The organism is Microbacterium sp. ARD31 (assembly GCF_031844425.1).
Window position 1 is genome coordinate 634,237 of sequence record NZ_JAUZVE010000001.1, and the last position, 25,978, is coordinate 660,214.

General features: G+C 71.3%; 23 protein-coding genes and 1 tRNA gene. 15 read left to right on the forward strand and 9 right to left on the reverse strand.

The window, feature by feature from the left end; genetic code table 11:
- Positions 1 to 26: 26 nt before the first annotated feature.
- Together Q9S36_RS03300 and Q9S36_RS03305 are read right to left on the reverse strand one after the other, a co-directional pair.
- Positions 27 to 1,580 (reverse strand): hypothetical protein, encoded by a 1,554-nt coding sequence (locus Q9S36_RS03300; protein ID WP_311283921.1) that lies wholly within the window; start codon positions 1,578 to 1,580, stop codon positions 27 to 29.
- A complete protein-coding gene (locus Q9S36_RS03305; RefSeq protein ID WP_311283922.1) occupies positions 1,556 to 2,911 on the reverse strand; it encodes an ATP-binding cassette domain-containing protein in 1,356 nt (451 codons plus the stop codon). Before Q9S36_RS03305 ends, Q9S36_RS03300 begins: the two co-directional genes overlap by 25 nt.
- Positions 2,912 to 3,139: 228 nt before the next feature.
- Here Q9S36_RS03305 and Q9S36_RS03310 point away from each other — a divergent pair, with 228 nt between their 5' ends.
- The 6 genes from Q9S36_RS03310 (at position 3,140) to Q9S36_RS03335 (ending at position 9,747) form a co-directional block, all read left to right on the forward strand.
- Entirely contained in the window at positions 3,140 to 3,829 is a 690-nt protein-coding gene (locus tag Q9S36_RS03310) for a phosphocholine cytidylyltransferase family protein (RefSeq protein WP_311283923.1), read from the forward strand.
- 40 nt (positions 3,830 to 3,869) lie between these two features.
- A complete protein-coding gene (locus Q9S36_RS03315; RefSeq protein WP_311283924.1) occupies positions 3,870 to 4,691 on the forward strand; it encodes a hypothetical protein in 822 nt (273 codons plus the stop codon).
- A 9-nt stretch (positions 4,692 to 4,700) separates the two neighbouring features.
- Complete coding sequence (locus Q9S36_RS03320) at positions 4,701 to 4,925, forward strand: SCO4848 family membrane protein (protein ID WP_253034191.1); 225 nt, start codon at positions 4,701 to 4,703, stop codon at positions 4,923 to 4,925.
- Positions 4,926 to 5,002: 77 nt separating this feature from the next.
- Complete coding sequence (locus tag Q9S36_RS03325) at positions 5,003 to 6,145, forward strand: acyltransferase (protein WP_311283925.1); 1,143 nt, start codon at positions 5,003 to 5,005, stop codon at positions 6,143 to 6,145.
- Positions 6,146 to 6,175: 30 nt separating this feature from the next.
- The gene (locus Q9S36_RS03330) at positions 6,176 to 8,683 is read left to right on the forward strand and encodes a glycosyltransferase (protein WP_311283926.1); all 2,508 of its coding nucleotides are present in this window, start codon (positions 6,176 to 6,178) and stop codon (positions 8,681 to 8,683) included.
- 47 nt (positions 8,684 to 8,730) lie between these two features.
- Complete coding sequence (locus Q9S36_RS03335) at positions 8,731 to 9,747, forward strand: glycosyltransferase family 2 protein (protein ID WP_311283927.1); 1,017 nt, start codon at positions 8,731 to 8,733, stop codon at positions 9,745 to 9,747.
- Positions 9,748 to 9,775: 28 nt separating this feature from the next.
- On the opposite strand, the gene Q9S36_RS03340 is transcribed toward Q9S36_RS03335, so the two are convergent.
- Genes Q9S36_RS03340 through Q9S36_RS03350 form a run of 3 tightly spaced genes read right to left on the reverse strand, consistent with a single transcriptional unit; the run spans position 9,776 to position 13,955 of the window.
- On the reverse strand, positions 9,776 to 11,221 hold the full coding sequence (locus Q9S36_RS03340) for a CDP-glycerol glycerophosphotransferase family protein (protein WP_311283928.1): 1,446 nt from the start codon (positions 11,219 to 11,221) through the stop codon (positions 9,776 to 9,778).
- Positions 11,218 to 12,462 (reverse strand): CDP-glycerol glycerophosphotransferase family protein, encoded by a 1,245-nt coding sequence (locus Q9S36_RS03345; RefSeq protein WP_311283929.1) that lies wholly within the window; start codon positions 12,460 to 12,462, stop codon positions 11,218 to 11,220. The genes Q9S36_RS03340 and Q9S36_RS03345 overlap by 4 nt, the downstream gene beginning before the upstream one ends.
- Before the next feature lie 41 nt (positions 12,463 to 12,503).
- Entirely contained in the window at positions 12,504 to 13,955 is a 1,452-nt protein-coding gene (locus Q9S36_RS03350; protein WP_311283930.1) for a trypsin-like peptidase domain-containing protein, read from the reverse strand.
- A 147-nt stretch (positions 13,956 to 14,102) separates the two neighbouring features.
- Here Q9S36_RS03350 and Q9S36_RS03355 point away from each other — a divergent pair, with 147 nt between their 5' ends.
- The gene (locus Q9S36_RS03355) at positions 14,103 to 15,311 is read left to right on the forward strand and encodes an aminotransferase class I/II-fold pyridoxal phosphate-dependent enzyme (RefSeq protein ID WP_311283931.1); all 1,209 of its coding nucleotides are present in this window, start codon (positions 14,103 to 14,105) and stop codon (positions 15,309 to 15,311) included.
- A 15-nt stretch (positions 15,312 to 15,326) separates the two neighbouring features.
- Here the strand turns inward: Q9S36_RS03355 and Q9S36_RS03360 are convergent, their stop codons facing one another.
- Positions 15,327 to 16,136, reverse strand: a complete 810-nt coding sequence (locus tag Q9S36_RS03360) for a carbon-nitrogen hydrolase family protein (RefSeq protein WP_217530197.1) — start codon at positions 16,134 to 16,136, stop codon at positions 15,327 to 15,329.
- Positions 16,133 to 16,642: a DUF6328 family protein gene (locus tag Q9S36_RS03365; protein ID WP_311283932.1), complete on the reverse strand. Its 510-nt coding sequence runs from the start codon at positions 16,640 to 16,642 to the stop codon at positions 16,133 to 16,135. Before Q9S36_RS03365 ends, Q9S36_RS03360 begins: the two co-directional genes overlap by 4 nt.
- Before the next feature lie 83 nt (positions 16,643 to 16,725).
- Between Q9S36_RS03365 and Q9S36_RS03370 the strand changes: the two genes are divergently transcribed.
- Positions 16,726 to 16,799 (forward strand) — tRNA-Met (locus tag Q9S36_RS03370).
- A 68-nt stretch (positions 16,800 to 16,867) separates the two neighbouring features.
- On the opposite strand, the gene Q9S36_RS03375 is transcribed toward Q9S36_RS03370, so the two are convergent.
- Entirely contained in the window at positions 16,868 to 17,341 is a 474-nt protein-coding gene (locus Q9S36_RS03375; RefSeq protein WP_311283933.1) for a MarR family transcriptional regulator, read from the reverse strand.
- A 71-nt stretch (positions 17,342 to 17,412) separates the two neighbouring features.
- Between Q9S36_RS03375 and idi the strand changes: the two genes are divergently transcribed.
- Genes idi through Q9S36_RS03410 form a run of 7 tightly spaced genes read left to right on the forward strand, consistent with a single transcriptional unit; the run spans position 17,413 to position 22,986 of the window.
- Positions 17,413 to 17,961: an isopentenyl-diphosphate Delta-isomerase gene (idi, locus tag Q9S36_RS03380; protein ID WP_064001841.1), complete on the forward strand. Its 549-nt coding sequence runs from the start codon at positions 17,413 to 17,415 to the stop codon at positions 17,959 to 17,961.
- Positions 17,958 to 19,022: a polyprenyl synthetase family protein gene (locus Q9S36_RS03385; RefSeq protein WP_311283934.1), complete on the forward strand. Its 1,065-nt coding sequence runs from the start codon at positions 17,958 to 17,960 to the stop codon at positions 19,020 to 19,022. The genes idi and Q9S36_RS03385 overlap by 4 nt, the downstream gene beginning before the upstream one ends.
- Positions 19,019 to 19,903, forward strand: a complete 885-nt coding sequence (locus Q9S36_RS03390) for a phytoene/squalene synthase family protein (protein ID WP_311283935.1) — start codon at positions 19,019 to 19,021, stop codon at positions 19,901 to 19,903. Before Q9S36_RS03385 ends, Q9S36_RS03390 begins: the two co-directional genes overlap by 4 nt.
- The gene (crtI, locus tag Q9S36_RS03395; RefSeq protein ID WP_311283936.1) at positions 19,900 to 21,453 is read left to right on the forward strand and encodes a phytoene desaturase family protein; all 1,554 of its coding nucleotides are present in this window, start codon (positions 19,900 to 19,902) and stop codon (positions 21,451 to 21,453) included. The genes Q9S36_RS03390 and crtI overlap by 4 nt, the downstream gene beginning before the upstream one ends.
- A 5-nt stretch (positions 21,454 to 21,458) precedes the next feature.
- Positions 21,459 to 21,794 (forward strand): lycopene cyclase domain-containing protein, encoded by a 336-nt coding sequence (locus tag Q9S36_RS03400; protein WP_311283937.1) that lies wholly within the window; start codon positions 21,459 to 21,461, stop codon positions 21,792 to 21,794.
- Positions 21,791 to 22,114 (forward strand): lycopene cyclase domain-containing protein, encoded by a 324-nt coding sequence (locus Q9S36_RS03405; RefSeq protein WP_253034177.1) that lies wholly within the window; start codon positions 21,791 to 21,793, stop codon positions 22,112 to 22,114. Before Q9S36_RS03400 ends, Q9S36_RS03405 begins: the two co-directional genes overlap by 4 nt.
- On the forward strand, positions 22,111 to 22,986 hold the full coding sequence (locus Q9S36_RS03410) for a prenyltransferase (RefSeq protein ID WP_311283938.1): 876 nt from the start codon (positions 22,111 to 22,113) through the stop codon (positions 22,984 to 22,986). The genes Q9S36_RS03405 and Q9S36_RS03410 overlap by 4 nt, the downstream gene beginning before the upstream one ends.
- Before the next feature lie 25 nt (positions 22,987 to 23,011).
- On the opposite strand, the gene Q9S36_RS03415 is transcribed toward Q9S36_RS03410, so the two are convergent.
- Positions 23,012 to 25,930, reverse strand: a complete 2,919-nt coding sequence (locus Q9S36_RS03415) for a UPF0182 family protein (protein ID WP_311283939.1) — start codon at positions 25,928 to 25,930, stop codon at positions 23,012 to 23,014.
- Positions 25,931 to 25,978 lie beyond the last annotated feature (48 nt).

Consider the following 25,978-nt stretch of genomic DNA (forward strand, 5'->3'; position numbering starts at 1 on the left):
GCCGGCGGGACCCTCGTGGACGGGGGTCAGTGCGTTTCGGCGAACTCCATGAGGCGGCTCGTGCGGCGCTCGAAGACCGCCCCGCCGACGGCGATCCCAACCGCCAAAACCGTCACCCCCACACCCATGCCGGCCCAGAAGGACGTCCATGCGGCGCCCTCGTCGCCGCCGAGCGCGAGCCAGCCCGACCACAGCGCGGGGACGGAGAGGATGATCGCCCCGAACAGGACCGCCGCCTGAGCGACCGACCCGCCCGTGCGCTGCGGCTGCTCGAACGGTCCTTCTCCGGGACGCGAGACCGCGTAGGGCGCGGCCGCAGACGCCACAGAGCTGAGGCCGAGACCCGTCGCGAAGAGCGAGACGCAGACTCCGACGAGGGCCGGGAGCACCACCCACCGCCCGTGGACCCAGATCGAGAGGGTGATGGCGAGCGCCAGGAGCGGCACCCCGAGGAGCAGAACGGGGACGAGGCGCCCCACCCGGTCGGCGACGCCGCGGACACCGGCGGAGATGTGCAGCCAGATCCCGGTCGAGTCGTACGCGAGGTCGTTGTGCACGAGCCAGCCGAGGAACAGCGCGAGGATCGGCGGCGGGATCAGCGCGACGGTCGACAACGGCACGCCCACCACCAGGAGCGGCAGCACGATGAGGACGGAGGCGATGGGAACGACCACGATGTTGGCGAGGTGCCGAGGGTCGCCCGACCAGTACACGATGCTGCGCGCGGCGATCGCGCCGCCGGGGGTGCCGGGCATGACGGCGAACCAGCCGAGTCCGCGACGCTCGCGCACCGGTACCTCGCGCTCCGTCGCGCTCATCATGATCTGGACGAGCAGCCGCCACGCACCCGCCAGCGCGAGCACGGTCACGAAGGCCACGAGGACCGAGACGACGAGGTCGCCGCCGGTGCGCAGCGGGATGGCGACGGCTGCCCCGAGAGGCGTCGCGCCCAGCACCTGCGCCGCCTCAGCGAGCTGCGAGGGCAGACCCCCGGACCACTCGAGCGAGAAGGCGAACACGGCCACGGGGATGACGACGATCGCGGCCGCTGTGACCATCAGGCCCGTGAGCTGCGGCGACCTGCGCTCGCGGAGGGCGAGGACGGAGACGGCCATCGCGCACCGCGCGGCGAGGACGTTCGTGGCGACGAACAGGACCGCGGCCAGGACGGCGAGGGCGGGTGACGCCCCGTGACCGATCCACGCCACCGACATCGCGACCGCAACCGCGATCGTGACCAGTCCCGGCAGTCCGAAGGGGGATGCCGCCACCACCGACCACGCGACGATCCGAGGCTCGACGCCCGTCGCGACGAACCGCCGAGGGTCGAGAGGATCGTCGGCCCCCGTGAAGAGCGGTACGAGGAGGAAGCCGCCGACGATGAGCGATCCGCCCACGACGACGAGCGTCGCCGCATCCGCATCCGGAACGCGGTCGAGCCGGACGAGCGCGACGCACACCGCCGCCACGGCGACCGCGAGGATCCCGAAGGCGGCCAGGCGGCGGACGAGCACGCCGGGGCGGGCGTTCAGCGAACCCGCGAGCAGCGCGAGCCTCAGTCGGAGTACGTGTGCAACCACTCGAGGCCTTCCACGTCGCTGAGTCCGCCGGACAGCTGGACGAAGCGCTCCGCGAGGGTGTGATCGCCGCGGACCTCGTCGACGGATCCATGGGCCAGCACCTGGCCGGCGACGATCACGGCGACGCCGTCGCAGACGCGCTCGACGAGCTCCATGCCATGGCTCGAGAGGATGACGGTGCCACCGCGCGCCACGTATGCCGTGAGGATCTCGAGAATCACCTCGCTCGAGACGGGGTCGACCGCCTCGAAGGGTTCGTCCAGCACGAGCAGGCGGGGAGCATGGATCATCGCGCCCGCGAGCATGATCTTCTTCGTCATGCCCGCCGAGTAGTCCGACACCGGCCGCACGAGCGCCGCGGTCAGGTCGAAGGCGCGGGCAAGGTCTTCCGTCCGCTCGGCGACGACGGCCGGGCGGAGCCCGCGCAGGACGCCGTAGTAGTGCAGCAACTGCCGCCCGGTGAGGCGGTCGAACGTGCGCAGCCGGTCGGGCAGGACCCCCATCAGCGCCTTCGCCGCGCGGGGATCCCGCTGCAGGTCGACCCCGCCGACGACGATCGTCCCGGCATCGGGCCGCAGCAAACCGGCGATCATCGACAGCGTCGTCGTCTTCCCCGCACCGTTGGGCCCGACCAGCCCGTAGAAGGTGCCGGCGGGGATCTCGAGGTCGACGGCGTCGACGGCCCGCGTCCGACCGAACGACTTCGAGACCTTCTCCAGTCGCAGTGCCGGGGCGGGATCGGATGCGTCGAGGCCCGCCTCGGCGCCGTCGAGGTCGAGGACGGCCGTCGCCGTCTCGAGCGCGCCGGCGTCGGTCGCCGTGTCGTCGTCCGTCGCGGTCTCGTCAGCCGGGACCGGCTCGGTCTCCGGCGCGGGCTCGACCTCGGGTTCAACCTCGGGCTCCATCACGGGCTCGGTTTCGAGCTCGAGGACGGTCTCCGGCTCGGCTTCCACGTCGGGCTCGGATTCGATCTCGGGTTCGGTCTCGGGCTCGGTTTCGACGCCGGCCGAGGGTGCGACCTCGGGTTCAGGTTCGGATGCGGAGACGTGCTCGGTTTCGGCTGGAGACTCGTATTCGCCGTCGGGCTCGCCGTCAGCCTCGGGCTCGGGCTGAGCCTCGGGTTCGGCCTCGGGCAGCACCTCCTGCTCCGACACCGGCTCCGACGTCGCGTCGTCCTGGTCGGCGGGGTCCTCACCCGGGTCGCGAGAGGCCTCCTCAAACCGCGCAGCGGCGAGGGCGGCCGGCACCTCGGGCTTGGGCGGCAGGGCCTGCGCGACCTCGTCGACGGGTACGGGCGGAGGCGGCGGAACCGGGTTGTCGGCGCCGGACACGGGAGCCTTCTTGCGGGGCGGTCGTGTCTTGGGAGGCGTCACCCCTCAAACTTAGCAAGCCCGACCGGTGCGACTTCCGGCGCACGCCACAGGGGGTCGCACTATCACGAATGCACAACGTCGGGCCAGGATACGGGCCCTTTTCAGGTGACACCGATAGCATCGAGGGCGGCACGAAGATGTGTCTTTCCGATGTACGGACAGTGACCACATCGTCAGGAGCACCCCGTGACCAAGATCGTCATCCTCGCAGCCGGCATGGGCTCGCGCCTCGGCCGCAGCCTGCCCAAGCCGCTGACCGCGCTGAGCGACGGCCGCAGCATCATGGGGCAGCAGCACGACAACATCCGCGCGGCATTCGGGCCCAAGGCCCACATCACCACGGTGGTCGGCTACCGTGCCGAGACCATCGTCGAGGCCTTCCCCGACGTCGACTACGTCTACAACGACCGCTACGACCAGACCAACACGTCCAAGAGCCTGCTGCGTGCCCTCAAGGCGACGGGCAAGTCCGGTGTCCTCTGGATGAACGGCGACGTCGTGTTCGATCCGCGTGTGCTCGGCCGGGCCCTGGGGCTCATCGAGGCGGACCAGTCCTTCGTGACGGTGAACACCTCGAAGGTCAGCGACGAAGAGGTCAAGTACACCGTCGACGCGGACGGCAACATCGCCGAGCTGTCGAAGACCGTCGTCGGCGGCCTCGGCGAAGCGGTCGGGATCAACTACATCTCGCGCGCCGACAAGCCGGCGCTCATCGCTCAGCTGGGCCACGTCGACAACCAGGACTACTTCGAGCGGGGTCTCGAGCTCGCGATCGCCGAGAACGGCCTGAAGCTGCGGCCCCTCGACATCTCCGACCTGTACGCCGTCGAGGTCGACTTCGCGGAAGACCTCGATCGGGCGAACCTCTACGTCTGAGGCAGCGGACGATGCGTCCCGGCGCATCGTGAGATCCACCATGAGCGACGTCCCCCGCATCCACTCCCTTCCGGACGGGGCGCCCTGGGCGGGCGGGCTCCCCCCGGAGGGTTCCCCCGAGCACCCGTGGATGATCCGACTGCTCGACCGCGTGCTCGCGGTGCAGCGGCCAGCCGTCCTCGCGCACCTGCGGACGATCCGCGCGCGGCATCCCGAAGCGACCCCGGCCGAGATGGGCCGGATCCTCGAGCGTCGTTACCTCGCCACCGTCACGACCGGCGGTGCCGCCGTCGGCGCCACCGCCGTCGTGCCCGGCATCGGCACGGGCGTGACGCTCGCGCTCAGCGGTGCCGAGACCGTCGGATTCCTCGAGGCGACAGCCCTGTTCGCACAGTCCCTGGCGGAGGTGCACGGCATCCGCGTCAACGATCCCGACCGAGCCCGTGCACTCGTGCTGACCCTCATGGTGGGTCGCGAGGGTGTCGACCTGGTGAGCCAATTCGCCCGCCAGGTGAGCGGCACCGGCCCGGCCCGCGATGCGTACTGGGGCCAGATGATCACGACGTCGCTGCCGCGAGCGATGGTCGGTCCCCTCATCGACCGCCTCAAGGGCGCCTTCCTCCGTCGATTCGCCGCCCAGGGCAGCGCGTCCCTCCTCGGGCGGGCACTCCCCTTCGGCATCGGTGCGGTCATCGGCGGCGGCGGCAACCACATCCTCGGCCGACGGGTCATCGTCGGAGCCCGGCGCGCCTTCGGTCCGCCGCCGCTCGAGTTCCCGGCGGAGCTCACGGCCGTCGCTCCGCGTCGGCTGCCGCGATCCCGCAGGGAGCGACACGGCGACGACCCCGCCCTCAGCGGGTAGCGTGGCCGCGTGCTCCCCACCCTCGTGGCCCTTCTGATCGCCAACGCCCTGTTCAACGTGCTCGTGTGGCCGACGTTCTTCCGTCGCGTCTCTCGCGACACACGGGCGCGGGACGCGCAGGGCCGACCGACCCGGTTCCTCGTCGTGCACGCCGTCCTCATCGGCGTCGCCCTGCTGCTCGCGGCGGCATCCCTCGTCGTCGGCGTCCTGGCCGCCACCGGCGTCGGCAGCTGACCGTCGCGGGGCTGCACACCCGGCCCGGCGCGCGCAAGTGGTGTGGAGGCGGCGCGCGGACTGACTAGCGTTGTCGAGTGGTCACGACTCCCTCGCAGCAGCCGTCCGGCCGGATCCAGAGCCTGGACGGACTTCGCGGAGTGGCCGCCCTCGTCGTGCTCCTGCACCACTGGCTGCTGATCGCGGAGCCGCTGCTGGAGGGAACCGTCAGCTGGGCGGTCATCTCCCAGTCCCCCGTCAAACTCCTCACGGCCGGCAACGAAGCGGTCCTCGTCTTCTTCGTGCTCTCGGGACTCGTGGTGGTCCTGCCGGTCTTCAAGGAGAACTTCTCCTGGATGGGTTTCCTCTCGGCCCGCGTCGTCCGCCTCTACGGACCCGTCATCGCCTCGCTGGCCCTGAGCGCGATCCTGATCCTCCTGGTCCCCCGCGACCCGTCGCGTATGCCGCCGGGGTCCTGGATGGCGGAGACGCACGCGGACAGCGTGTCGGCGGGATCGTTCCTGGCGCAGGCATCGCTCGTTCCGCGTCAGTATCCCCTCAACAACCCGTTGTGGTCGCTCCACTGGGAACTGCTCTACTCGATCGTCCTGCCGCTGGCGACGGCTCTGGCTCTGCTCGTGCGGCGGCACGCGCTCGCGGCGGTCATCGTCTGCTGCGCCCTGAGCGTCGTCGGGCGCCTCTTCGAGCAGAGCGAACTGCTCTACTTCCCCGTCTTCGTGATCGGGACGATCATGGCTGCGCGGATGCCGGACCTGCTCGCCTGGGTGGAACGCCCCCGCCCGCGCTGGTTCATGCCGCTGTTCACCCTGGTGAGCGCCCTCATGCTCATCGGCAGCTGGCTGGCGCGCCCGATCTTCCCCAGCGGCACCGACCTCAATCACCTGCTGTGGGCGTTCGCCGCACCGGGTGCTGCCGGCATCGTGCTGGTCGCGCTCGCGTGGAGGCCGGCGATCCGGCTCTTCGAGACACGCCCGATCCAGTGGCTCGGCAAGATCTCCTTCAGCCTCTACCTCGTCCACGTGCCGGTGCTCGCCACCCTCGCCTTCGCGTTCGGATCCGAGGCCTGGGGGCTCGTCGGTCTTCTCGGCATCCCCCTCAGCCTCCTGGTCGCCTGGGGGTTCTACGAGGCGGTCGAAGCTAGAATGCACAAGGCGGCGCGACGCGTTCACCGAGCAGTTGCGGCGCGAGCGCGTCGCCGGGCCGGAGAAGTCGCGCCCTGACCTGCCGTCGACGAGAGCACAGCACCCCTCATGCGTTCGCCCCTTCCGCCCGCCGTCACCCGTGCCATCCGCTCCGCCCTCACCCGCGCCAAGCGCGTGCCGACCTCCGAACTCATCGCCTGGTCCCGGTCGCGGCCGATCCGGCATCGGACGGTCCTCTACGAGTCCTTCGCGGGCAACGGTGCGCTCTGCAATCCCGAGGCGATCTTCCGGGCCCTCCTCGCCGATCCCGAGTTCGCCGACCTGACGCACATCTGGGCGATCAGTGACGCGGATGCCGCAGCCACCCTCCGCGCGGAGTTCGCCGGCGACCGGCGGGTCGAGATCGTCTCCCGGGGCAGCGGCGCCTATTGGCGTGCGGTGTCGACCGCGGGGTACCTCATCAACAACGCGACCTTCCCGACGGCATTCAGCAAGCGGGTGGGACAGGTCTACCTGAACACCTGGCACGGCACACCGCTGAAGCTGATGGGCTTCGACATGCCGGGCGGCGCACGGGAGTCCGCCAACACCCTGCGGAACCTGCTGAACGCCGACTACCTCCTCGCGGCGAACCCCTTCATGGCCGAGACCATGTACGAGGACGCCTATCAGCTGCGCAACGTCTACCGGGGCGCGATCATCGAAGAGGGCTACCCCCGCATCGACCGTCAGCGGATGCCCGAGGCGGAACGCGTCGCCCGGATCGCCGACCTGGGGAGCCGTCTGGGCATCGAGCTCACAGGCCGGCGCATCGTCCTGTTCGCACCGACGTGGCGAGGCAGTTCGTTCCAGGCGCCGGACGCCGACCTCGCCCATCTCGCCGACCAGGCGGCGGGCCTGCAGCGACAGCTCGGCGACGACGTCGTCGTCCTCCTCAAGACCCACCAGGTGGTCCACCGCGCGGCCAGCGGCATCCCGGCACTGCGCCGCCTGCTCGTCCCCAACACGACGCCGACCAACGTGCTCCTCGGTCTCGCGGACGCCCTCGTGACCGATTACTCGTCGATCTTCTTCGACTACCTCGCGACCGATCGGCCGATCGGCTTCCTCGTGCCCGACGGCGACGCCTACGGCGCCGAGCGCGGCACCTACATGCCGCTCGACGAGCTGCCCGGTCCGGTGCACACCGACCCCGAGGCGCTCGGGCGCGACCTGGCCGCGCTCCTTGCCCCCGGTGCTCCAGCGCACCCGCGGTACGCGGACTGGGCCCGCCGCTTCGTACCCCACGAGGACGGCGGAGCCACGTCGCGGGTCATCGACGTCGTGTTCCGGGGACGCACCGCCGAGCGCCGGGTCCGCCCGGTGCGCCGCGACGGGCGTCCGCGCCTGCTGTTCTACCTCGGCGGCATGCGACTGAACGGCATCACGACCGCAGCCGTCAACCTGCTGAACTCGCTCGACACCGAGAAGTACGACGTGACGGCGCTCATGGCGTTCCCGCGCGGCGCGACGACCACGCACAACCAGTCGCGGCTCGACCCGGGCATCCGGCAGGTCTTCCGCGTCGGCGGCATGAACGGGCTGAAGGCCCGTCAGATCATGCGGCGCGTCGCCGACGTCAGCACCGACCCGCTGCGAGCCCACCGGCGACTCGGCCACCGCACGCTCTGGCGCGACGAGTGGACGCGCATCTTCGGGTCCGCCACGTTCGACTGGGTCGCCGACTTCAGCGGATACAGCCCGTTCTGGGCCCACCTGATGCTGCACTCGCCGCGCGCCGTCCGCGCCATCTGGCTGCACAACGAGATGGCCGCCGATCGCGACCGCACGGTCAACGGCAAGCAGCCGTTCCGCCGCTCCCTCGGCCGCGTGTTCGCCATGTACCGGGCCTACGACCAGCTCGTCTCGGTGTCGCCCGCCCTCACCGACCTCAACCGCGCCGAGCTGGCGGAGTACGCCCCCGGCGACCGGTTCGTCACCCTGCGGAACCTGCCCGACATCGTGTCCGCGGCCGCACTCGACGAGCGCGACGAGGAAGGCGAGGAGCCGGAGGAGGATGCCGCGCTCGGCGAGACGCTCGACGCCGCCCTCGCGGTGCCGGGGATCCGCAGGTTCGTCACGGTCGGACGACTCTCGACCGAGAAGAACCACGCGCGCCTGATCCGCGCCTTCGCCCTCCTGTCCGCGACCGAACCCGACACCCAGCTGCTCCTCGTCGGCGGAGGGCCCCTCCGTCGCGACCTGGAGCAGCAGGTCCGCGACGCGGGACTCACCGGACGCGTCATCCTGACCGGGCCGCTGCGGGACCCGGCATCCGTCATGCGGCGGTGCGACTGCTTCGTCCTCTCGAGCGACTACGAGGGCCAGCCCATGGTCCTCATCGAGGCAGCGCAGCTGGGCCTCCCGATCATCTCGACCGCCTTCGGATCCGCCCGCGGTGCGCTCCCCGGCGACGACATGCACATCGTCGACCGCGAGGACACCGCCCTCGCCGCGGGGATGGCGGACTTCCTCGCCGGGCGCGTGGCACCGGCATCCCTCGACGTCGCGGCCTACACCGCCGAGGTGCTCGCCCAGCTCGACGCTCTCATCCCCCGTACCCCCGGCGCGTCGTGACCGTCGACGCCCCTGTGCCGGCGCCCGGATCGGGAGTCACGTTCGTCATGCCTGTGCTGAACGAACGGGACTACCTCGAGCGCGCGGTGCAGACGGTCCTCCAGCAGGACGTCGACGGACCCGCGGAGCTGATCCTGGCGCTCGGCCCCTCGAGCGACGGGACGACGGAGCTCGCCGGGCGACTGGCCGCGGCGGACCCCCGCATCCGTCTCGTGGAGAACCCGCAGGCCGACATCCCGGTGGCCCTGAACCTCGCGATCCGCGCCGCGCGGCATCCCACGATCGTGCGGGTCGACGCGCACTCCGAACTCGCCCCGGGGTACACGCGGCGCGCGCTCGCCACCCTCGAGCGCGCTCGCGCCGCGAACGTCGGTGGCGTGATGCGCGCCGACGGGCGCACCCCGTTCCAACGCGCGGTGGCGATCGCCTACAACTCCCCCGCCGGCCTCGGTGGCGGGGCGTATCACGTCGGGGCGCCGGAGGGCCCGGCCGAATCGGCCTACCTCGGCGTCATGCGACGCGAGGTGCTCGAGGAAGTCGGACTGTTCGACGAGTCGATCCGCCGCGGCGAGGACTGGGAACTCAACCTCCGCATCCGTCGGGCCGGCTACCGCGTCTGGTTCGACCCCCAGCTGGCCGTGACGTACTGGCCGCGCGAGAGCTGGGCGCGCCTGGCGCGGCAGTTCGTCGCAACCGGGACCTGGCGGGGTGAGCTCGTCCGCCGATTCGGTCGTCTGAACTCGCTCCGCTTCTTCGCACCGCCCGCGCTGGTCGCCGCCGTCGTGGCGAGCCTCGTCATCGCGGTGCTGCAGGTCACCGGCGCGGTGAGCGGTCTCGCCTCGGCGATCCTCTCGGTCGTCCACCTGCCGATCGCGCTCTACGTCATCGGCGTCCTCGGCTTCAGCGTCGTCGCCGGGCGGTCGTTGCGCGAACGCGCCTGGCTGGCCGTGGTCCTGCCCACCATGCACCTCTCCTGGGGGGCGGGTTTCCTCGTCGGCCTCGTGCGGGGGGCGAAGGACACGATCGACACGTCGCGGTTGGACCGCAACACGCCCCTGCCGTGACAACAGCCGCCACGGCAGCGGCGAGGCGTCAGTCGCGCGCGATCATGCCCTGGTCGAGGAGGCGCGCGACGACACGCTCGGCGGCGCGACCGTCGTCGCGCGCGTTGAACCGCGCCGTCCAGGAGGCGTAGCGCTCCGCGAACCGCTCCGGCACGTCCGGGTCGTTCAGTCCCGCCGTCAGCTCGTCCTGCGTCGCCGCGAGCGGCCCCGGTGCCCGTTCGGCCAGGTCGAAGTAGAACCCGCGGAGCCTGCCGCGGTAGTGCTCGAGGTCGGGCACGAAGAAGTGGACCGGTTTGCCGGTGGCGGTGAAGTCGAACATGACGGAGGAGTAGTCCGTGACGAGCGCATCGGCCGCCAGGAGGAGCGCCGAGATGTCGGGGTACCCGGTGACGTCGACGACGCGCGGCCCCGTCGCATCCGCGCCGGGGAGGAGGGTCCGCGAGTGGCCTCGCACGAGGACCGTGGCCCCGGCATCCTGCGCGAGCTTCTGCAGGTCGAGGAAATCGACCATCTGCTCGCGGTCGTCACGCCACGTCGGCGCGTAGAGGAGGACGCGCTCGTCCGGCCCGACGCCCAATGCGCGGCGGACGGCGTCGCGATCCCCGGTGAGCAGCACGTCGTTGCGGGGATAGCCCTCCACCCACACGGGCCGCCGACCGAAGGCGTAGGCGGTGCGGAGGATGCGGGCCGCGTACGGGTTCTGCGCGAGCAGCACGTCCCACCGCCGGCTCTCGCGGACGACGGCGAGAGCACGACGCGGGTCGAACCCGGGCCGGTCGAGGGCGAGCCGTTTCAGCGGTGTGCCGTGCCAGGTCTGCAGGACGCGTTGGCCGGGACGCCGGACGAACCGACGGCGCAGCCAGTCGTTGACGACGAGCAGGCGCGCCGCACCGCGCGCGCGCCACCACTCCGGGGACCCCTCGACCACGGCGACGGCGCCGGGCGGCACCTCGACCGACCGGTCGACGATGCTCCAGTAGCGGACGACGGTCGGGGCGATCCGCGCGATCTCGGCGTCGATCGCCCGCGGGTTGCAGCTGGCGTTGCGGCCGTAGAAGCTCTCGAAGAAGACCGCGTTCTCGAGGTCGTCCGATCGGTCGGCGTAGGCCCGCTCGAGCGCAGCCTGCCCGGCGGGCGCGGCGTCGGCCTCGGTCAGCGGCGGGCCGACGATCACCTGCCCGTCCCGGACCTCGACGGCGAGAGTCTCCGCCACCGTGCGCGCCAGCGGAGCGATCTCCGCCGAGCCCCGCGCGGGACCGTCGAGCTCGAGGCGGTAGGTGCCGCTCGGGAGCGCGAGCTCGGGTCTTCCCCACCGCGACACCCGCAGCGGGAGGACGGCGCGCCAGCCGGCATCCGTCGCCGAGATCGACGCGGCGGAGACGGCTCGAGGCCCTGCGACACGGAGCCCGGCGGGAGCGGGGCCGCGATCCTCGAACTGCAGCGCGTCCCCGGCCACCAGCGACACCCGGATCATCCTCGACCCCTTCCCCGGCGCGTGGTCGACAGTCCGCGGCGGATGGCGGCGTGGACGCGCTCGGCGTTGCGGCCGTCGCGGTAGGCGTGGACCTGTGCGCTCAGCGCCTCGGCACGCGCGACGCGGCGCTCGCGCTCGCGGTCGTCGCCCAGCACCGCCGTGACCTGCGCCATGACGCCCGTCCAGTCGACGGCGACGTCCTCGCCCGCGACGTCGCGGTAGCGACCGTAGAACCCGCGCTCGGCGGCGTAGCGGGCCTCGTCCGGCGCGAAGAACACCACGGGTACCGGCACGAGCGCCGTGTCGTAGACGAGCGACGAGTAATCCGTGATGAGGACGTCGAGGGCCGGGAGGGCCGGGGTCACGTCCGGCAGCAGGTCGGACCCGAGCAGACGGATGCGGTCGCCCGCCGCCCCGGCGCGGTACTCCCCCGCCCCCAACGGATGCGATCGCACGAGCAGCACGGCGTCGACGCGCTCGAGCGCGGTCGAGATCGTCTGCCACTCGCTCGCGGTCGGCACGGCCGGATCGGGCTCGCCGTCGCGCCACGTCGGCGCGTAGAGCACGACTCGGGCGCCGCCGAGCGGCCCCACGAGCGCCTCGACGTCCGCCCGGGCCTCGGCGGCGGAGCGCCCGCTCGAGAGCACGTCGACACGGGGCTCGCCCGTCACGAGCACCCGGTCGTGACCGAGCCCGAAGGCCGACTCCAGCCGTCCGCGGACGAGGTGCGAGGCGGCCGGGAGCAGACGGATGCGTCGCTGGGTCCGCCGGTAGGCGGTCCGCAGGAGGCGGGCGAGCCCCGGAATCGGGAGGGGGGCGCGCGCCGTGACCGGGGAGTCGAGACCGAGTCGCTTCAACGGGATGCCGTGCCAGAGCTGCACGAGGTAGGACCCGGACGTGGCGTAACGGTTCACGTCGCCGGCGCCGTGCGTGACGACCACGACGCGAGCGCGCGCGGTGAGCCAGAAGCCCCGCAGCCCGCGTTTGGGGGCCGACGGGATGCCCGCTCGGCGCGCGGCATCCGCGTCGGCATCCGACCCGGTGAGCCACACCGCACGTTCGCCCGCGGCGGTCGCTACGTGCCACAGCGCGAGGGCGCCCTCGCCGATCCCGACGGCGGAGCCGAAGACCCACAGGTCCCGGGAGCGCGGGATGACACGGGTGAGGACGAGCCCGAGGACGTGGAGCGGAAGCCTCATCACCTGGGCGGCATTGCCCGACGCGAACGAGAAAGACCCCACCCCGCGAGCCTATCGCGGGGTGGGGTCGTGACTCGGACGGGCTACTCGGTCAGCTCGCCGAGGGTGACATCGGCGCTCTGCGTCTTGCCGTCGCGGACGTAGACGAGACTGGCCTTCGCGCCCGCCGCCAGCGCGCGGACCTGGGCGGTCAGATCGGTCGCGTCGCGGACCGGGACGCCGTTGAACTCGGTGACGACGTCGCCCGCCTTCAGACCTGCCTGCGCCGCGGCACCACCCGAGGTGACGTCGCTGATGAGGGCCCCCGCGACGGTGCTGTTCTCGGCGTCCGCGGCGTTGCCGACCATCGCGCCGAGCAGACCGTGGCTGGCGGAGCCGTCCGCGATGATCTCGTCCGTGACCCGCTTGACGATGTTCGACGGGATGGAGAACCCGACGCCGATCGATCCCGCCTCGCTCGAGGAGGACGAGCCGCCGCCCGCCGTCGCGATCGCGACGTTGATGCCGATCAGGTCGCCGGTGTCGTCGACGAGCGCACCGCCGGAGTTGCCGGGATTGATGGCCGCGTCGGTCTGGATGACGGCGATCGAGATCGTGCCCGAGGATCCGGAGCCGCGCTCCTGACCCTGGCCGAAGTCGAACTGGAACGGCGACTCGCCGTTCTGGCCCTGGTCCTGCTGCTGCTCACCGGAGTCGGGGACGGCCGAGGACGCGATCTGGATCGAGCGGTTCAGCGCGCTGACGATACCGGTGGTGACGGTGTTCGACAGACCCAGCGGAGCGCCCACGGCGACGGTCGTGTCACCGACGTTGAGCTTGCTCGAGTCGGCGAAGGTGATCGGGGTCAGCCCGCTCGCCCCCGTCAGCTTGATCACGGCGAGGTCGTAGATCGGGTCGGTCCCGACGATCTTCGCGTCGTACACACGGCCGTCCGACGTGGTGACCCGGAGGGCGGCGTCGGAGCTCGCCCCGTCGAGGGTGACCACGTGCGTGTTGGTGACGATGTAGCCGTCGGAGCTGAGGATCACGCCCGATCCGGTGCCGCCGCCGTCCGACGACGTCGCACTGATCGTCACGACGCTCGGCAGGGTCTTGGCCGCGATCCCCGTCGTCTGGTTCACGTTGTCGGGATCGTTGACCGTGACGGTCGTCGATCCGCGCGAGACCGAGGTGCTGCTGTTCGCAGCGAACATGTCGTTGCCGATCGCGGCACCGCCGAGACCAGACACCGCGCCGACGATGGCGGCGGCGACGAGGACGGCGACGATCTTGCCGGAGCCGACCTTGGCCTCGGCCGCACGGGGCGCGTGAGCGTCGGACTGGGGTGCGGTCGGCTGACCGGAGAAGCTCGTTCCCGGTGCGTGCTGTCCGCTCGCCTGCGAGCCGTGCGAGAACCAACCACCGCCCGCGTGCGGGGCGCCGGATGCCTGCGGGCCGGCGGCCGACGGACCGGCGGCGCCCGAGTCGGGCAGCGGCGGACGCGGCGGCACGGGGGCGCCGGACGTGTTCGGGTCGGGGATGTTCGAATCGCTCATGGGACTGCTCCTTCTTCGAGGCGACTTCAGAGTGCTCCCGGAGTCTGTGGACCAGCTATGCCGACCCTCCGATCAGCCTATGGGAGTGGATGACGCCCCGGGTCGCGCCCGCGGAAGCCGCCCGGCGCCGGGCGATACGCTGGGCCGGTGCTGCACATCCCCGGTGCCTGGCAACGCGCAGCCCGCGGCGCCGGCCTCCTCTCCCCCGACGGGACGCTCGCGGCGACGATCTTCGCGGAGATCACCGCCGCCGCCGTCCGCCACGACGCGATCAACCTCGGCCAGGGCTTCCCCGACGAGGACGGTCCCGCCGAGGTGCTCGCCGCTGCCGTCGACGCGATCCGTTCCGGCGTCAACCAGTACCCGCCGGGACGGGGAATGCCGGTGCTCCGAGAAGCCGTCGCGGATCACCAGCACCGCTTCTACGGCATCGACCTCGACCCCGAGCGGCAGATCCTCATCACGGCGGGAGCGACCGAGGCGCTGACGGCGACCCTCCTGGCCCTGCTCGACGGACCGGACGATGAAGTGGTCGTCTTCGAGCCCTACTACGACTCCTACGCCGCCGCGATCGCCCTCGCGGGCGCCCGGCTCGTCCCGGTGCCGCTGCGCCGGCCCGACCTCGAACCCGACCTCGCCGATCTGCGCGCGGCGGTCGGCGACCGGACCCGGATCATCCTCGTCAACGACCCGCACAACCCGACCGGAACGGTGTTCTCCGCCGAGGTGCGCGCCGAGATCGTGCGCCTGGCCGCACACCACGACGCCCTGATCGTCACCGACGAGGTCTACGAGCACCTCGTGATCGACGGGACGCACACGCCGATCGCGACGCTTCCGGGCGCCGCCGAACGGACCCTCACGATCTCCTCGGGCGGCAAGACCTTCCGCACGACTGGATGGAAGGTGGGGTGGGTGAGCGGCCCGGCCGACCTCGTCGACGCCGTCCTCGCGGTCAAGCAGTATCTGACCTATGTGAACGGCGCACCGTTCCAACCCGCGATCGCCGTCGGCCTCGGGCTGCCGGACGCCTACTTCGACGACCTCGCCGCGACGCAGCGGGAGCGGCGGGACCTGCTCGGCGAGGGCCTGATCGCCGCCGGCTTCGACGTGTCGACACCGGCCGGGTCGTACTTCACCGTCGCCGACGTCGGTCCGCTGCTGGATGCCGGAGAGGATGCGGCCGGGTTCTGCCGCACGCTGCCCGAACGGGTGGGGGTTGCCGCCATCCCCCTCACCGCCTTCGTGTCCGAGGACCATCGGGCGGACTACGCGAGTCTCGTGCGGTTCGCGGCGTGCAAGCGGACGGACGTCATCGCCGAGGCGGCGCGGCGCCTCGCGGCATCCGCTCGGTGAGACCCGTCCGGGACCTCACTCCCGCGGCACGACGCGGTAGCGGCGCAGCGCCAGCGCCGGGTTGACTCGCCGGACGCGGTCGACCACCGCGGCGTCGACGGCGGCCACCGCGACATCGGTGGCGGTGCCGATGGAGGCCACCGGGACGCCCAGCGGATCGATCACGACGGAGTGCCCGACGCCCAGCGGCGGCGGGTGATCGGCGCCGGCAACGTAGAGCGTGTTCTCGATCGCTCGCGCCTGCAGGAGCGTCCGCCAGTGATCCTCCTTGAGCGGGCCCCGCACCCACTCGGCGGCCACGAGCACGACGTGTGCGCCGGTGTCGGCGAGGATCCGGGCGACTTCGGGGAAGCGGAGGTCGTAGCAGGTCATGAGGGCGAAGCGGATGCCGTTCACCTCGAACGTCTCGGGTGTCTCGATCCCGCCCGGCTCCACCCAGTCCGATTCGCGCTGCCCGAACGCGTCGTAGAGGTGGAGCTTCCGGTAGCGCGCGACGACACCGCCGGCGTCCACGGCGACGACGGTGTTGCGCACGCGATCGCTGCTCGCGGCCCGTTCGACGAGGCCCGCGACGATGTGGACGCCGTGGCGGGCGGCGAGGTCCGTGAGCGCCGTCACGAAGGGGCCGTCGAGGTCCTGCGCGTGCGCGGCGAGCGAGGCGTCGAACGGGTCGACGAAGTAGCTCGAGTACTCGGGGAAGAGGACGATCCGCGCCCCGCGCGAGGCGGCGCGCGCGACGAGGTCGGAGATCGTGTCGAGGTTGGCCGCGTCATCGGCGGCCGGCGCGAACTGCGCGACCGCGAGGCCGAGCGGGGTGACGGTCATGGAGTGCCTTCCGAGCGACGGCGCGTGACGAGCGGGACGATGAGCCAGAGGGCCGCGATCACGACGGCCAGGCCGACTCCCGCCACCCAGGATGCCGCACCGCCCACGACGACGTCGAACACGAACGCGACGACGCCGACCAGCAGGGCCGACACCAACACGAGCGCGCCGATCATGCAGAGATGACCGAACCGGACGATGGCGGGCTTGGCGCGACGGGCGAACAGGATGCGGTGCACCGAGACCGGGGCGAGGGCCACGACGGCGCTCAGCGCCGAGAGGACCACGAGCACGAGGTACCCGAGCCGCTGCGAGGACGCCAAGTCGCCGAAGGAGGGTTGGAACGCGAGGGCGAGGAGGAAGCCGGTGAGGATCTGCGTGCCCGTCTGCAGCACACGCAACTCCTGCAGCACCTCGTTCCAGTTGCGGTCGGCCCGTTCGTCGCGGGTCTCGTCCCGCCCGTCGGGCTGTGCGTCGGCGGAAGCATCGGTGTCGCGGCGGACCATGCGTCCCATCCTGCCGACAACGGGCCGCATCTTCGGACCGATTCGCGTGCCCGCGAAACCCGTGCTAGTGTTTTCTCTTGTGCCGCGGGGTGGAGCAGCTCGGTAGCTCGCTGGGCTCATAACCCAGAGGTCGCAGGTTCAAATCCTGTCCCCGCAACAAGAAGAAGAAGGCGTTCCCTCTCCGGAGGGGGCGCCTTCTTCGCGTTCGGACGACGGATCGAACCGTCACTCGGGCAGCATCGCCCGCTCCATGTCGGCGAGGAACCGCACGATCGTGCGCAGTTCGTCGTCGGAGTACGGTTCGGTCGCCTCCCGCATCCGCCGCAGCCGTTCCCCGAAGTGCTTCCGGAACGTCGCACGCGCCTCGTCGGTGAGCGCGACGATCCGCGACCGTCGGTCGTGCGGGTGGGGCTTGCGGACCAGGTAGCCGTCGGCCGTCAGCCGGTCGAGCAGTTTCGTCGTCGATGCGGTCGAGATCGCGAGGTGCGTCGCGAGATCGTGGGGCTTCACGACCTCGCCGTGCTGCTCGCGGGTGATGAGCATGCGGAGGGCCGCGAGGTCGGTCGTGTTCATGTCCATGTCACCGCGCATCGAGGCGTACATTCGGTCCAAGGCGTCCGAGAAGGCCCGCACCGCCTCGAGGGCGCCGAGCACAACGACGTCGCGCTCGTTAGCCGGAATCCATGGTTCCGCCACCATTGGACACCTTTCCGGTCGGTCTGTAGCATGTCGATTGATCGCTAGATAATCTAGCAAACTACGGAGGAATCGTGTCGGACATCGAATACGTCGTTCTGCTGGACGACGACGGACGCGACATCGGCACGGCTCCGAAGGCCAGCGTGCACGGGACCGACACCGCACTCCACCTCGCCTTCTCGTGCCACGTCTACAACGATCGCGGGCAGCTGCTCGTCACTCGACGCGCGCTCAGCAAGGCCGCCTGGCCGGGCGTCTGGACGAACTCCTTCTGCGGACACCCCGCCCCCGCCGAACCCGTGCTCGACGCCGTCCACCGTCGGGCGGCGTTCGAGGTCGGCCTCACCCTCCGCGACGTCTCCCTCGCCCTCCCGCTCTTCCGGTACCGGGCCACGGATGCCTCGGGCATCGTCGAGCACGAGATCTGCCCCGTCTACGTCGCCTACACGGACGACGAGCCGCGGCTGAACCCCGACGAGGTCGCCGAGGCCCGCTGGGTCGACCCCGCCGACCTGGATGCCTCGCTCACGACGACGCCGTGGGCCTTCAGCCCGTGGCTCGTGCTGCAGGCGCAGCAGCTCGAGCTGTTCGCCCCGCACGAGCAACGGAGGGCCTCGTGATCGGCCTGCCCCCCGCCGCCTGGCGGGAGATCGACGATGCGCTCGAGGTGGCGCTCGAGCGGCTCCGGGTGCGCTCGGCGGCGCTCGGCGAGGCATCGGCGGCTCTCGGGGACGCCACCGCGGCCTCCGCGACGGGGGGCAAGCGCCTCCGGCCCGCGCTCGTCGTCGCCGCCTTCGAGGCGTTCGGCGGTGATGCCGGCCACTCCCCCGGCCTGTGGCGCGTCGCGGCCGCCTTCGAACTGCTCCACGCCGCCTTCGTCGTCCACGACGACCTGATCGACGGCGACGTCGAGCGGCGCGGCATCCCGAACGTCGTCGGCCGCTTCCGCGAACGCGCGCGCGTGCGGGGCGGGGACGAGGACGAATCACGACTGCTCGGGTCGGCGGCCGCGGTGCTCGCGGGAGACCTGCTCCTGTTCGAAGCGACCCGGCTGATCGCGACGGCACCCGTCACGTCGCCCCAGCGTGCGGCCCTCTTCGTCCTGCTCGACGACGCGGTCCTCGTCTCGGCGGCCGGGGAGCTCGCCGACGTCGAACAGTCCATCGGCGCGGACCTGCCGCCGACGGACACGCTCCTGCGCACCGCGCGCGACAAGACGGCCTTCTACTCGTTCCAGGCACCGCTGGCCGCCGGCGCCCTGCTCGCCGGCGCGAACGACGACCAGCGCGCGGCGCTCGAGGCGGCCGGGTCCGCCATCGGTGTGGCGTTCCAGTTGGCTGACGACCTGATCGGCACTTTCGGCACCCGTGCCGAGGCCGGGCGAGAGCCCGGGGCGGACCTGCGCGCCTCGAAACGGACCCCCCTCATCGCGATGGCGGCCGAGACCGAGGCCTGGCCCCAGATCGCCTCGGCCCTGGCGATGGCCCCCACCGGCCCGATCGCGATCGAACACGCCCAGCGCGAGCTGACGGCGAGCGGCGCCCGGGAGCGCACCGTCGAGATGATCGCGCAGACGCTGCGCTCCGCGCGGACTCTCGCCGCCGACGCCGCGCTCCCCCGCGACGCCGTCGTCCTCCTCGCCGCACTCGCTGCCGCCGTGGAGGACCGCATCCCCCGATGACCGACACGCTCTACGACGAGACGGCGGTCGCCGCCGCGGCATCCGTCATCCGCGCCTACTCCACGTCGTTCGGCCTCGCGACGAGCCTGCTCGGGCCGCGCGTCCGGCCGCATGTGCGGAACGTCTACGCCCTCGTCCGCGTCGCCGACGAGATCGTCGACGGCGCAGCCTCCGCCGCGGGAGTCCCGCTCGGCGAGCAGCGCGACGTGCTCGACGCACTCGAAACCGAGACCTACGCCGCGATCGAGCGCGGCTTCAGTGCGAACCTCATCGTCCACGCGTTCGCGCGGACGGCGCGGGAGTGCGGCATCGCGCGGCACCACATCGAACCCTTCTTCGCGTCGATGCGCACCGACCTCGAGCGCGCCGAGCACGACGAGGCGTCGCACGACGACTACGTCTACGGCTCGGCGGAGGTCGTCGGGCTCATGTGCCTGCAGGTGTTCGTGAACGCCGGCGCGGGAGTCCCCCGCGAACCCGATGCCGTCCTGGTCACGGGGGCGCGTCGGCTCGGCGCGGCGTTCCAGGACATCAACTTCCTCCGCGACCACGCCGACGACGCCGGGCGGCTGGGACGGGACTACCTCGGTGTCGGCGACGGCGCGACGCGCCGCCGCGAGGTGCTCGCCCGCATCGACGGGGACCTGGATGCCGCGGCCGCGACTATCCCGCTCCTCCCCGCCGACTGCCGGGTCGCCGTCGCCACCGCGCACGGCCTCTTCGCCGAACTCACCGAACGGCTGCGCCGCACCGAGGACCTCAGCGTCCGGGTCCGCGTGCCCACGCCGGTCAAGGCGGCGATCGCCGCCCGCGCGGCCGTCGCGCACCGTCGACCCCTCACGCCTCGCACGACACGACAGAACCGGAGAACCCCCGAATGAGCCGGCGTATCGCGATCATCGGTGGCGGCATCACAGGCCTGGCGACCGCGGCGCTGCTCGCCGACCGCGGTGACCGGGTGACCGTCTTCGAGGCGTTGGACGACGTCGGCGGGCGTGCCGGGAGCTGGGAGAAAGACGGTTTCCGGTTCGACACCGGCCCGAGCTGGTACCTCATGCCCGAGGTGTTCGACCACTTCTTCGCCCTCCTGGGCACGAGCGCCCGGGAACAACTGGACCTGGTGCGCCTCGAACCGGCCTACCGCGTCTACCACGAGGGCGAGCGGGAGCCCTTCGACGTCGTGTCGGGGCGGGATGCCGCCGTCGCGGCCTTCGAGGCGCGCGAACCCGGCGCCGGCGCCGAACTGGCGACGTACCTGGACTCGGCGGGCGAGATCTACGACCTCGCCGTCTCACGGTTCCTGTACGACCCGTACGTGTCCCTCAAGGGCCTCGCCCACCCCGACGTCCTCCGCAAGCTCGGCACCCTTCTGCCGCTGCTCCTGCGCCCCCTCTCGACCCACGTCGAGAAGAAGTTCTCCGACCCCGTGCTGCAGCAGGTGCTGGGTTACCCGGCCGTCTTCCTCGGCGGATCGCCCTACGACGCGCCGAGCCTGTACCACCTCATGAGCCACCTCGATCTCGACGACGGCGTGCTCTATCCGCGCGGGGGCCTCGTGCAGGTGATCCGGGCGATCGCGCGCCTGGCCGAAGGCCGAGGCGCCGAGATCCGCACCGGCACCCCGGTCGAACGGATCCTCACCGAGGGGGGCCGGGCCACCGGCATCCGCCTGGCCGACGGCACCGTCGTCGCGGCCGACCACGTCATCTCGACGGCGGACATGCACCACACCGAGACGGTCCTCCTCGAGCCGGAGCTGCGCTCGCGCAGCGACGCATGGTGGGACAAGCGCACGCCGTCGTTCGGCGCGCTGCTCATCCTCCTCGGCGTCGAGGGCGAACTCCCCCAGCTCGAGCACCACACCCTCCTGTTCACGAAGGACTGGAAGGCGAACTTCGACGCGATCTTCGGCGAGGGGGCCGCAGACGGCATCCCGGACCCCGCGTCGCTCTACGTCTGCCGCCCCAGCGCGACGGACGACGACGTCGCGCCGGCCGGGCACGAGAACCTCTTCGTCCTCGTCCCCATGCCCGCCGCTCCCGAGCTCGGCCGCGGCGGCGTGGACGGCGCCGGCGACCCCCCGATCGAGGCGGCCGCCGACGCCGTCATCGCGCAGATCGCCGACTGGACGGGCGTCCCCGACCTCGCCGACCGCGTCCGGGTGCGTCGCACGATCACGCCCGGCGACTTCGCCGCGGACTTCGGCTCGTTCCGGGGCGGGGCGCTCGGACTCGCGCACACGCTCCGACAGTCGGCGATGTTCCGACCGGGCCTGCGCTCGAAGGTCGACGGACTGCTCTACGCCGGCCAGACCGTGCTCCCCGGCGTCGGCCTGCCCATGTGCCTCATCTCGGCGGAGCTCGTCGTCAAACTGCTCGACGGCGACACCTCCACCGGGCAGCTGCCCACCCCGGCGCACGCGAAGGGCTGAGCGCGGTGGCGGGACTGTACCTCCTCGCCCTGATCGTCTCGGCGCTCGGGGTGCTCGCCGTCGACCTCCGGCATCGCCTCGCCCTCGGTGCCGCCCCCGGGAGGACGCTGCTGCTCATCGCGTGCGGCACGGTCTTCCTGCTCGTCTGGGACCTCGCGGGCATCGCGAGCGGCATCTTCGTCCGCGGCGACAGCCCGCTGCTGCTCGGCGTGGACCTCGCCCCGCACCTCCCGCTCGAGGAACCGGTCTTCCTCGCCTTCCTGTGCCACCTGACGCTCGTAGTGCACGCGATCGCCCTGCGTGTCGCCGCGCGGCGACGTGCCGGGCGGGAGGCGGCGTGACGTATCCGCTCCTCGTCGTCCCGTTCGCGCTCGTCACCGTCGTCGTGACCCTCGTCTCCGCGCGGCGCCCGGGTGCTGCGGCGCGCCTGAAGGCCTCCCTCTGGACCGCGCTCGTCCTCATCGCCTTCACCGCGGTGTTCGACAACCTGATGATCGCGGCCGACCTGTTCACCTATCCCGAGCAGCACATCAGCGGCATCCGCATCGGCCTCGCACCGATCGAAGACTTCGCCTATCCGATCTGCGCGGCGTTCCTGCTGCCCGCGATCGGTGCACTCCTTCCCGCGCCCCGCCTTCGTTCGCAGCGGGATGCCGCATGAGCCCGGCGCTGTTCGTCCGTCAGCTGTTCGTCTCCTCACGACCGGTGAGCTGGATCAACACGGCGTACCCGTTCGCCGCGGCGTACCTGCTCAGCGCACGCGAGATCGACCTCGTGCTGGTGATCGGGACGATCTTCTTCCTGATCCCGTACAACGTTGCGATGTACGGCATCAACGACGTGTTCGACTACGAGTCCGACCTCCGCAACCCCCGCAAGGGCGGCGCGCACGGAGCCATCCTCGACAAGCGGCTGCACCCCGCCGTCCTCTGGGCGTCCGTGCTGCTCTGCGCCCCGTTCGTCATCGCCCTCGTGATCGCGGGGACCCCGGCATCCTGGCTCGTCCTCGGCCTGAGCCTGCTCGCGGTCGTCTTCTACAGCGCGCCGCCGCTCCGGCTGAAGGAGCGGCCGTTCGCCGACTCGATCACCAGCAGCATCCACTTCTTCTCGCCCGCGGTGTACGCGCTCGTCCTCACCGACGCGATGTGGACGCCGCAGCTCGTCCTCGTGATCGTCGCGTTCGCCCTCTGGGGCGTGGCGTCGCACGCGTTCGGCGCCGTGCAGGACGTCGTCGCCGACCGCGAGGCGGCGATCTCCTCGATCGCCACGGCGCGCGGCGCCGCGTGGACCGTGCGGTTCTCGCTCGTCGCCTACGCGGCCGCCGGCGCGCTCATGCTCGCCACGGAATGGCCGGGACCGCTGGCCGCGATCGTCGCCATCCCGTATCTCGTCACGGTCTGGCCGTACCGGTCGATCCGTGACGCGGATGCCGCAGCCGCCACCCGCGGCTGGGACCGCTTCCTGTGGCTGAACCAGATCGCCGGGTTCCTCGTCACGCTGCTGCTGATCTGGTGGTGGCTGCTCGTGCGCTGAGCCGCCACCACCCGGTCGGTCGGGGTCACTCCCCGTCGAGCTGGATGAGCCGGTCGATGATGTTGGTGAGCCGCTCGTCCTGCTCGCCGTAGGCGGCCCAGTCGCCCTTCTGCATCGCGTCGTCGCGGGCGAGCATGACCTCGCGCGCCTCCTGCAGCAGGCGGGCGGTCTCGTCGCCGACACCGGCCGGCGGCGTGGAGGTGCCGTCCGTCGGCTCCGGCGACGGGGGCGCGCCGGGTGTCGCCGACGGAGTCGGGGTCGTCCCGTCGTCGCCCGCGGTCGCGCCGGAGTCGCCGCCGAAGAGCTTGTCGAGTGCCTGCTGGAGGGTGTCCTCGAAGGCGACCTGCTTGCCGAAGGAGACCAGGATCTTCCGCAGCTGCGGCAACTGCGTTCCGCTGGAGGCCTGCACGAAGACCGGCTGCACGTACAGCAGGCCGCCGCCGACGGGCAGGGTCAGCAGGTTGCCGTTCAGGACGTCCGACTGGCCCTGCTGCAGCAGGTTGACCTCGCGGGCGACGCTCGCGTTCGAGCGGAACTCGTTCTGCACCTGTCCGGGACCGGGAACGGACACGTCCGCCCCGATCTCAAGCATGCGGAGCGTGCCGTAGTCCTCGCCCTTCTTGCCGGCCTCGGATCCCGCGTTCGAGTCGACCGCGAGGTAGCCGAGCAGCACGTTGCGCTCGTCGTCGCCGACGGATGCCGGGATGAACGAGGTGAACATCGAGAACGAGGGCTTGTCCTGCCCCGGCATCTGCATCGTCAGGTAGTACGGCGGCTGCAGGTTCGCCGGCGTCACCGGGTCCTGCGGCGTGCGCCAGGCGTTGTCGCGACGGATGAAGGACTGCGCGTCGTCAACGTGGTAGGTCCCGAGCATGGCTCGCTGCACCTTGAACAGGTCCGTCGGGTAGCGCACGTGGCTCATGAGGTCGCCGGACATCTCGCTCACCGGCTTCAGCGTCGACGGGTAGATCTTCTGCCACGCCTTCAGCAGCGGGTCCTGGTCGTCCCACGCGTACAGCGTCACCGAACCGTCGTAGGCGTCGACGGTCGCCTTCACCGAGTTGCGGATGTAGTTGACGTCGTCGAGCGCGACGCGCGGCTGCGTGTTGGTCGTGTCCGAGATCGCATCCCGCAGGCTCACGATCGAGGAGTACGGGTAGTTGTTGCTGAGGGTGTAGCCGTCGATGATCCACACGACACGACCGTCGACGACGCTCGGGTAGGGGTCGCTGTCGAGCTCGAGGTACGGCGCCACCTTCTGCACGCGATCGCGCGGGTTGCGGTCGTAGAGGATCTGCGACTTCTCGTTGATGCCGTCGGAGAAGAGGATGTCGGTCGACTGGAACTTCAGCGCGTACAGCAACCGGTTGAAGGGGTTGCCGATGTTCGGGCCGCCGTCGCCCGCGAACGTCGTACGGGTCTGGTCGGCGCCGTCCTCACCGCGGGGGTAGTCCAGCTCGACGGGGTCGCTGCCCTCGGGGGCTCCGACGATCGAGTACGGCGGCGACGACTCGCCGAAGTAGATGCGCGGTTCGTACTCCTCGTTCTGCGTGAGGTCGCCCGCGGTCGGGATGCCGCGCTCGAGGAAGACGGGGTTGCCGTCGTCCGTGCGCTCGTTGCCCTTGGCCGCGACGACACCGTAGCCGTGCGTGTAGACGAGGGTGTTGTTGTACCAGGACTGCGCGGTGCCCAGCTGGTCGAGGTTGAGCTCGCGCACCGAGACGACGGCATCCTGCGTCTTGCCGTCGATCTCGTACCGGTCGACGTCGAGCGGGTTCTGGAACTGGTAGTACGAGCGGTACTGCTCGAGCTGGCGCACCGTCGGACCGATGATGGCGGGGTCCATGATACGGATCGACGCCGTGGTGTCGGCGTCCGCGCGGAGCTGCCCCTGTTCGGCGGTCGTGACCGCCTCGTACGGGGTCTTCTCGAGCCCATCGATGCCGTAGGCGAACTTCGTCGCCTCGAGGTTCCGCTCCACGTAGGGCGCTTCGTAGGTCTCTAGGTTCGGCGCCACCTGGAACTGGCTCACCGCCCACGGGTAGGCGACGCCCACCACGAGCGAGGAGACGATCAGGAGCGCGGTGCCGATGAGCGGGAAGCGCCAGCGGCCGATGATCGCGGTGACGATGAACAGCGCCGCGACGATGGCGGCGGCGACGGAGAGGATCGCAAGTCCCGGGATGACCGCGTTGACGTCGACGTAGCTCGCGCCGGTGAAGCGCTCGCCCTGCGTCGTGAGGGTCTTGTACTGGTCGAGCCACAGGCTCACGGCCTGCACGGCGAGGTAGAGCGCCGCGACGATGGCCAGCTGGATGCGGGCGGCCTTCGAGATGCGCAGCTCGCGCTGGCCGACGCGCACCGATCCGTAGAGGTAGGAGACGACGACGGTGACGAGCAGGCAGATGAGCAGGACGGCCGAGGCGAACCCGAGGACGACGCTGTAGAACGGCATCTGGAACAGGTAGAACCCGGTGTCCAGACCGAACTGCGGGTCCTTCTGGCCGGTGGAAACGCCGTTCGCCCAGAGCCAGACCGTCTCCCACTGCGCGGAGGCCGCGAACCCGGCGAAGAAGCCGAAGAAGACCGGGATGCCCCACATCGCCAGGCGTCGCAGCGGTTCGACGACCTCCTGGTAGTGGTCGAGCTGCGAGCTGAGTCGCGCGTAGACCGGACGGAGACGGTAGGCGAGCTGGATGGCCGCGAACACCGGCAGCGCCATCGCGGCGAAGCCGACGAGGAACATGACCACGCGGGCGGTCCACTGCGTCACCAGGACGCCGTCGAAACCGAGTTGCCGGTACCACTGCCAGTCGGTGTACAGGCCCGCGAACGCGAAGAACGCGATCACCAGGACGACGAGCACGCCGACGGTGATGGCGATCGTGCGACGAACGGGATTCGGAGGGGTGGACGTGGCAGGCCCGGCAGGTGTCGAGGTCACCCTTTCATCCTAGGCGGGGGTCATCGGGCGCGCGGCCGGGGCGCGGTG

Excerpts from the sequence above, each read along its gene's own strand:
- Q9S36_RS03315 (WP_311283924.1), top strand. The coding sequence starts at position 3,870 with ATGAGCGACGTCCCCCGCATCCACTCCCTTCCGGACGGGGCGCCCTGG.
- Q9S36_RS03330 (WP_311283926.1), top strand. The coding sequence starts at position 6,176 with ATGCGTTCGCCCCTTCCGCCCGCCGTCACCCGTGCCATCCGCTCCGCC.
- Q9S36_RS03335 (WP_311283927.1), top strand. The coding sequence starts at position 8,731 with ATGCCTGTGCTGAACGAACGGGACTACCTCGAGCGCGCGGTGCAGACG.
- Q9S36_RS03340 (WP_311283928.1), bottom strand. The coding sequence starts at position 11,221 with ATGATCCGGGTGTCGCTGGTGGCCGGGGACGCGCTGCAGTTCGAGGAT.
- Q9S36_RS03350 (WP_311283930.1), bottom strand. The coding sequence starts at position 13,955 with ATGAGCGATTCGAACATCCCCGACCCGAACACGTCCGGCGCCCCCGTG.
- Q9S36_RS03360 (WP_217530197.1), bottom strand. The coding sequence starts at position 16,136 with ATGACCGTCACCCCGCTCGGCCTCGCGGTCGCGCAGTTCGCGCCGGCC.
- Q9S36_RS03365 (WP_311283932.1), bottom strand. The coding sequence starts at position 16,642 with ATGGTCCGCCGCGACACCGATGCTTCCGCCGACGCACAGCCCGACGGG.
- Q9S36_RS03375 (WP_311283933.1), bottom strand. The coding sequence starts at position 17,341 with ATGGTGGCGGAACCATGGATTCCGGCTAACGAGCGCGACGTCGTTGTG.
- Q9S36_RS03390 (WP_311283935.1), top strand. The coding sequence starts at position 19,019 with ATGACCGACACGCTCTACGACGAGACGGCGGTCGCCGCCGCGGCATCC.
- crtI (WP_311283936.1), top strand. The coding sequence starts at position 19,900 with ATGAGCCGGCGTATCGCGATCATCGGTGGCGGCATCACAGGCCTGGCG.
- Q9S36_RS03410 (WP_311283938.1), top strand. The coding sequence starts at position 22,111 with ATGAGCCCGGCGCTGTTCGTCCGTCAGCTGTTCGTCTCCTCACGACCG.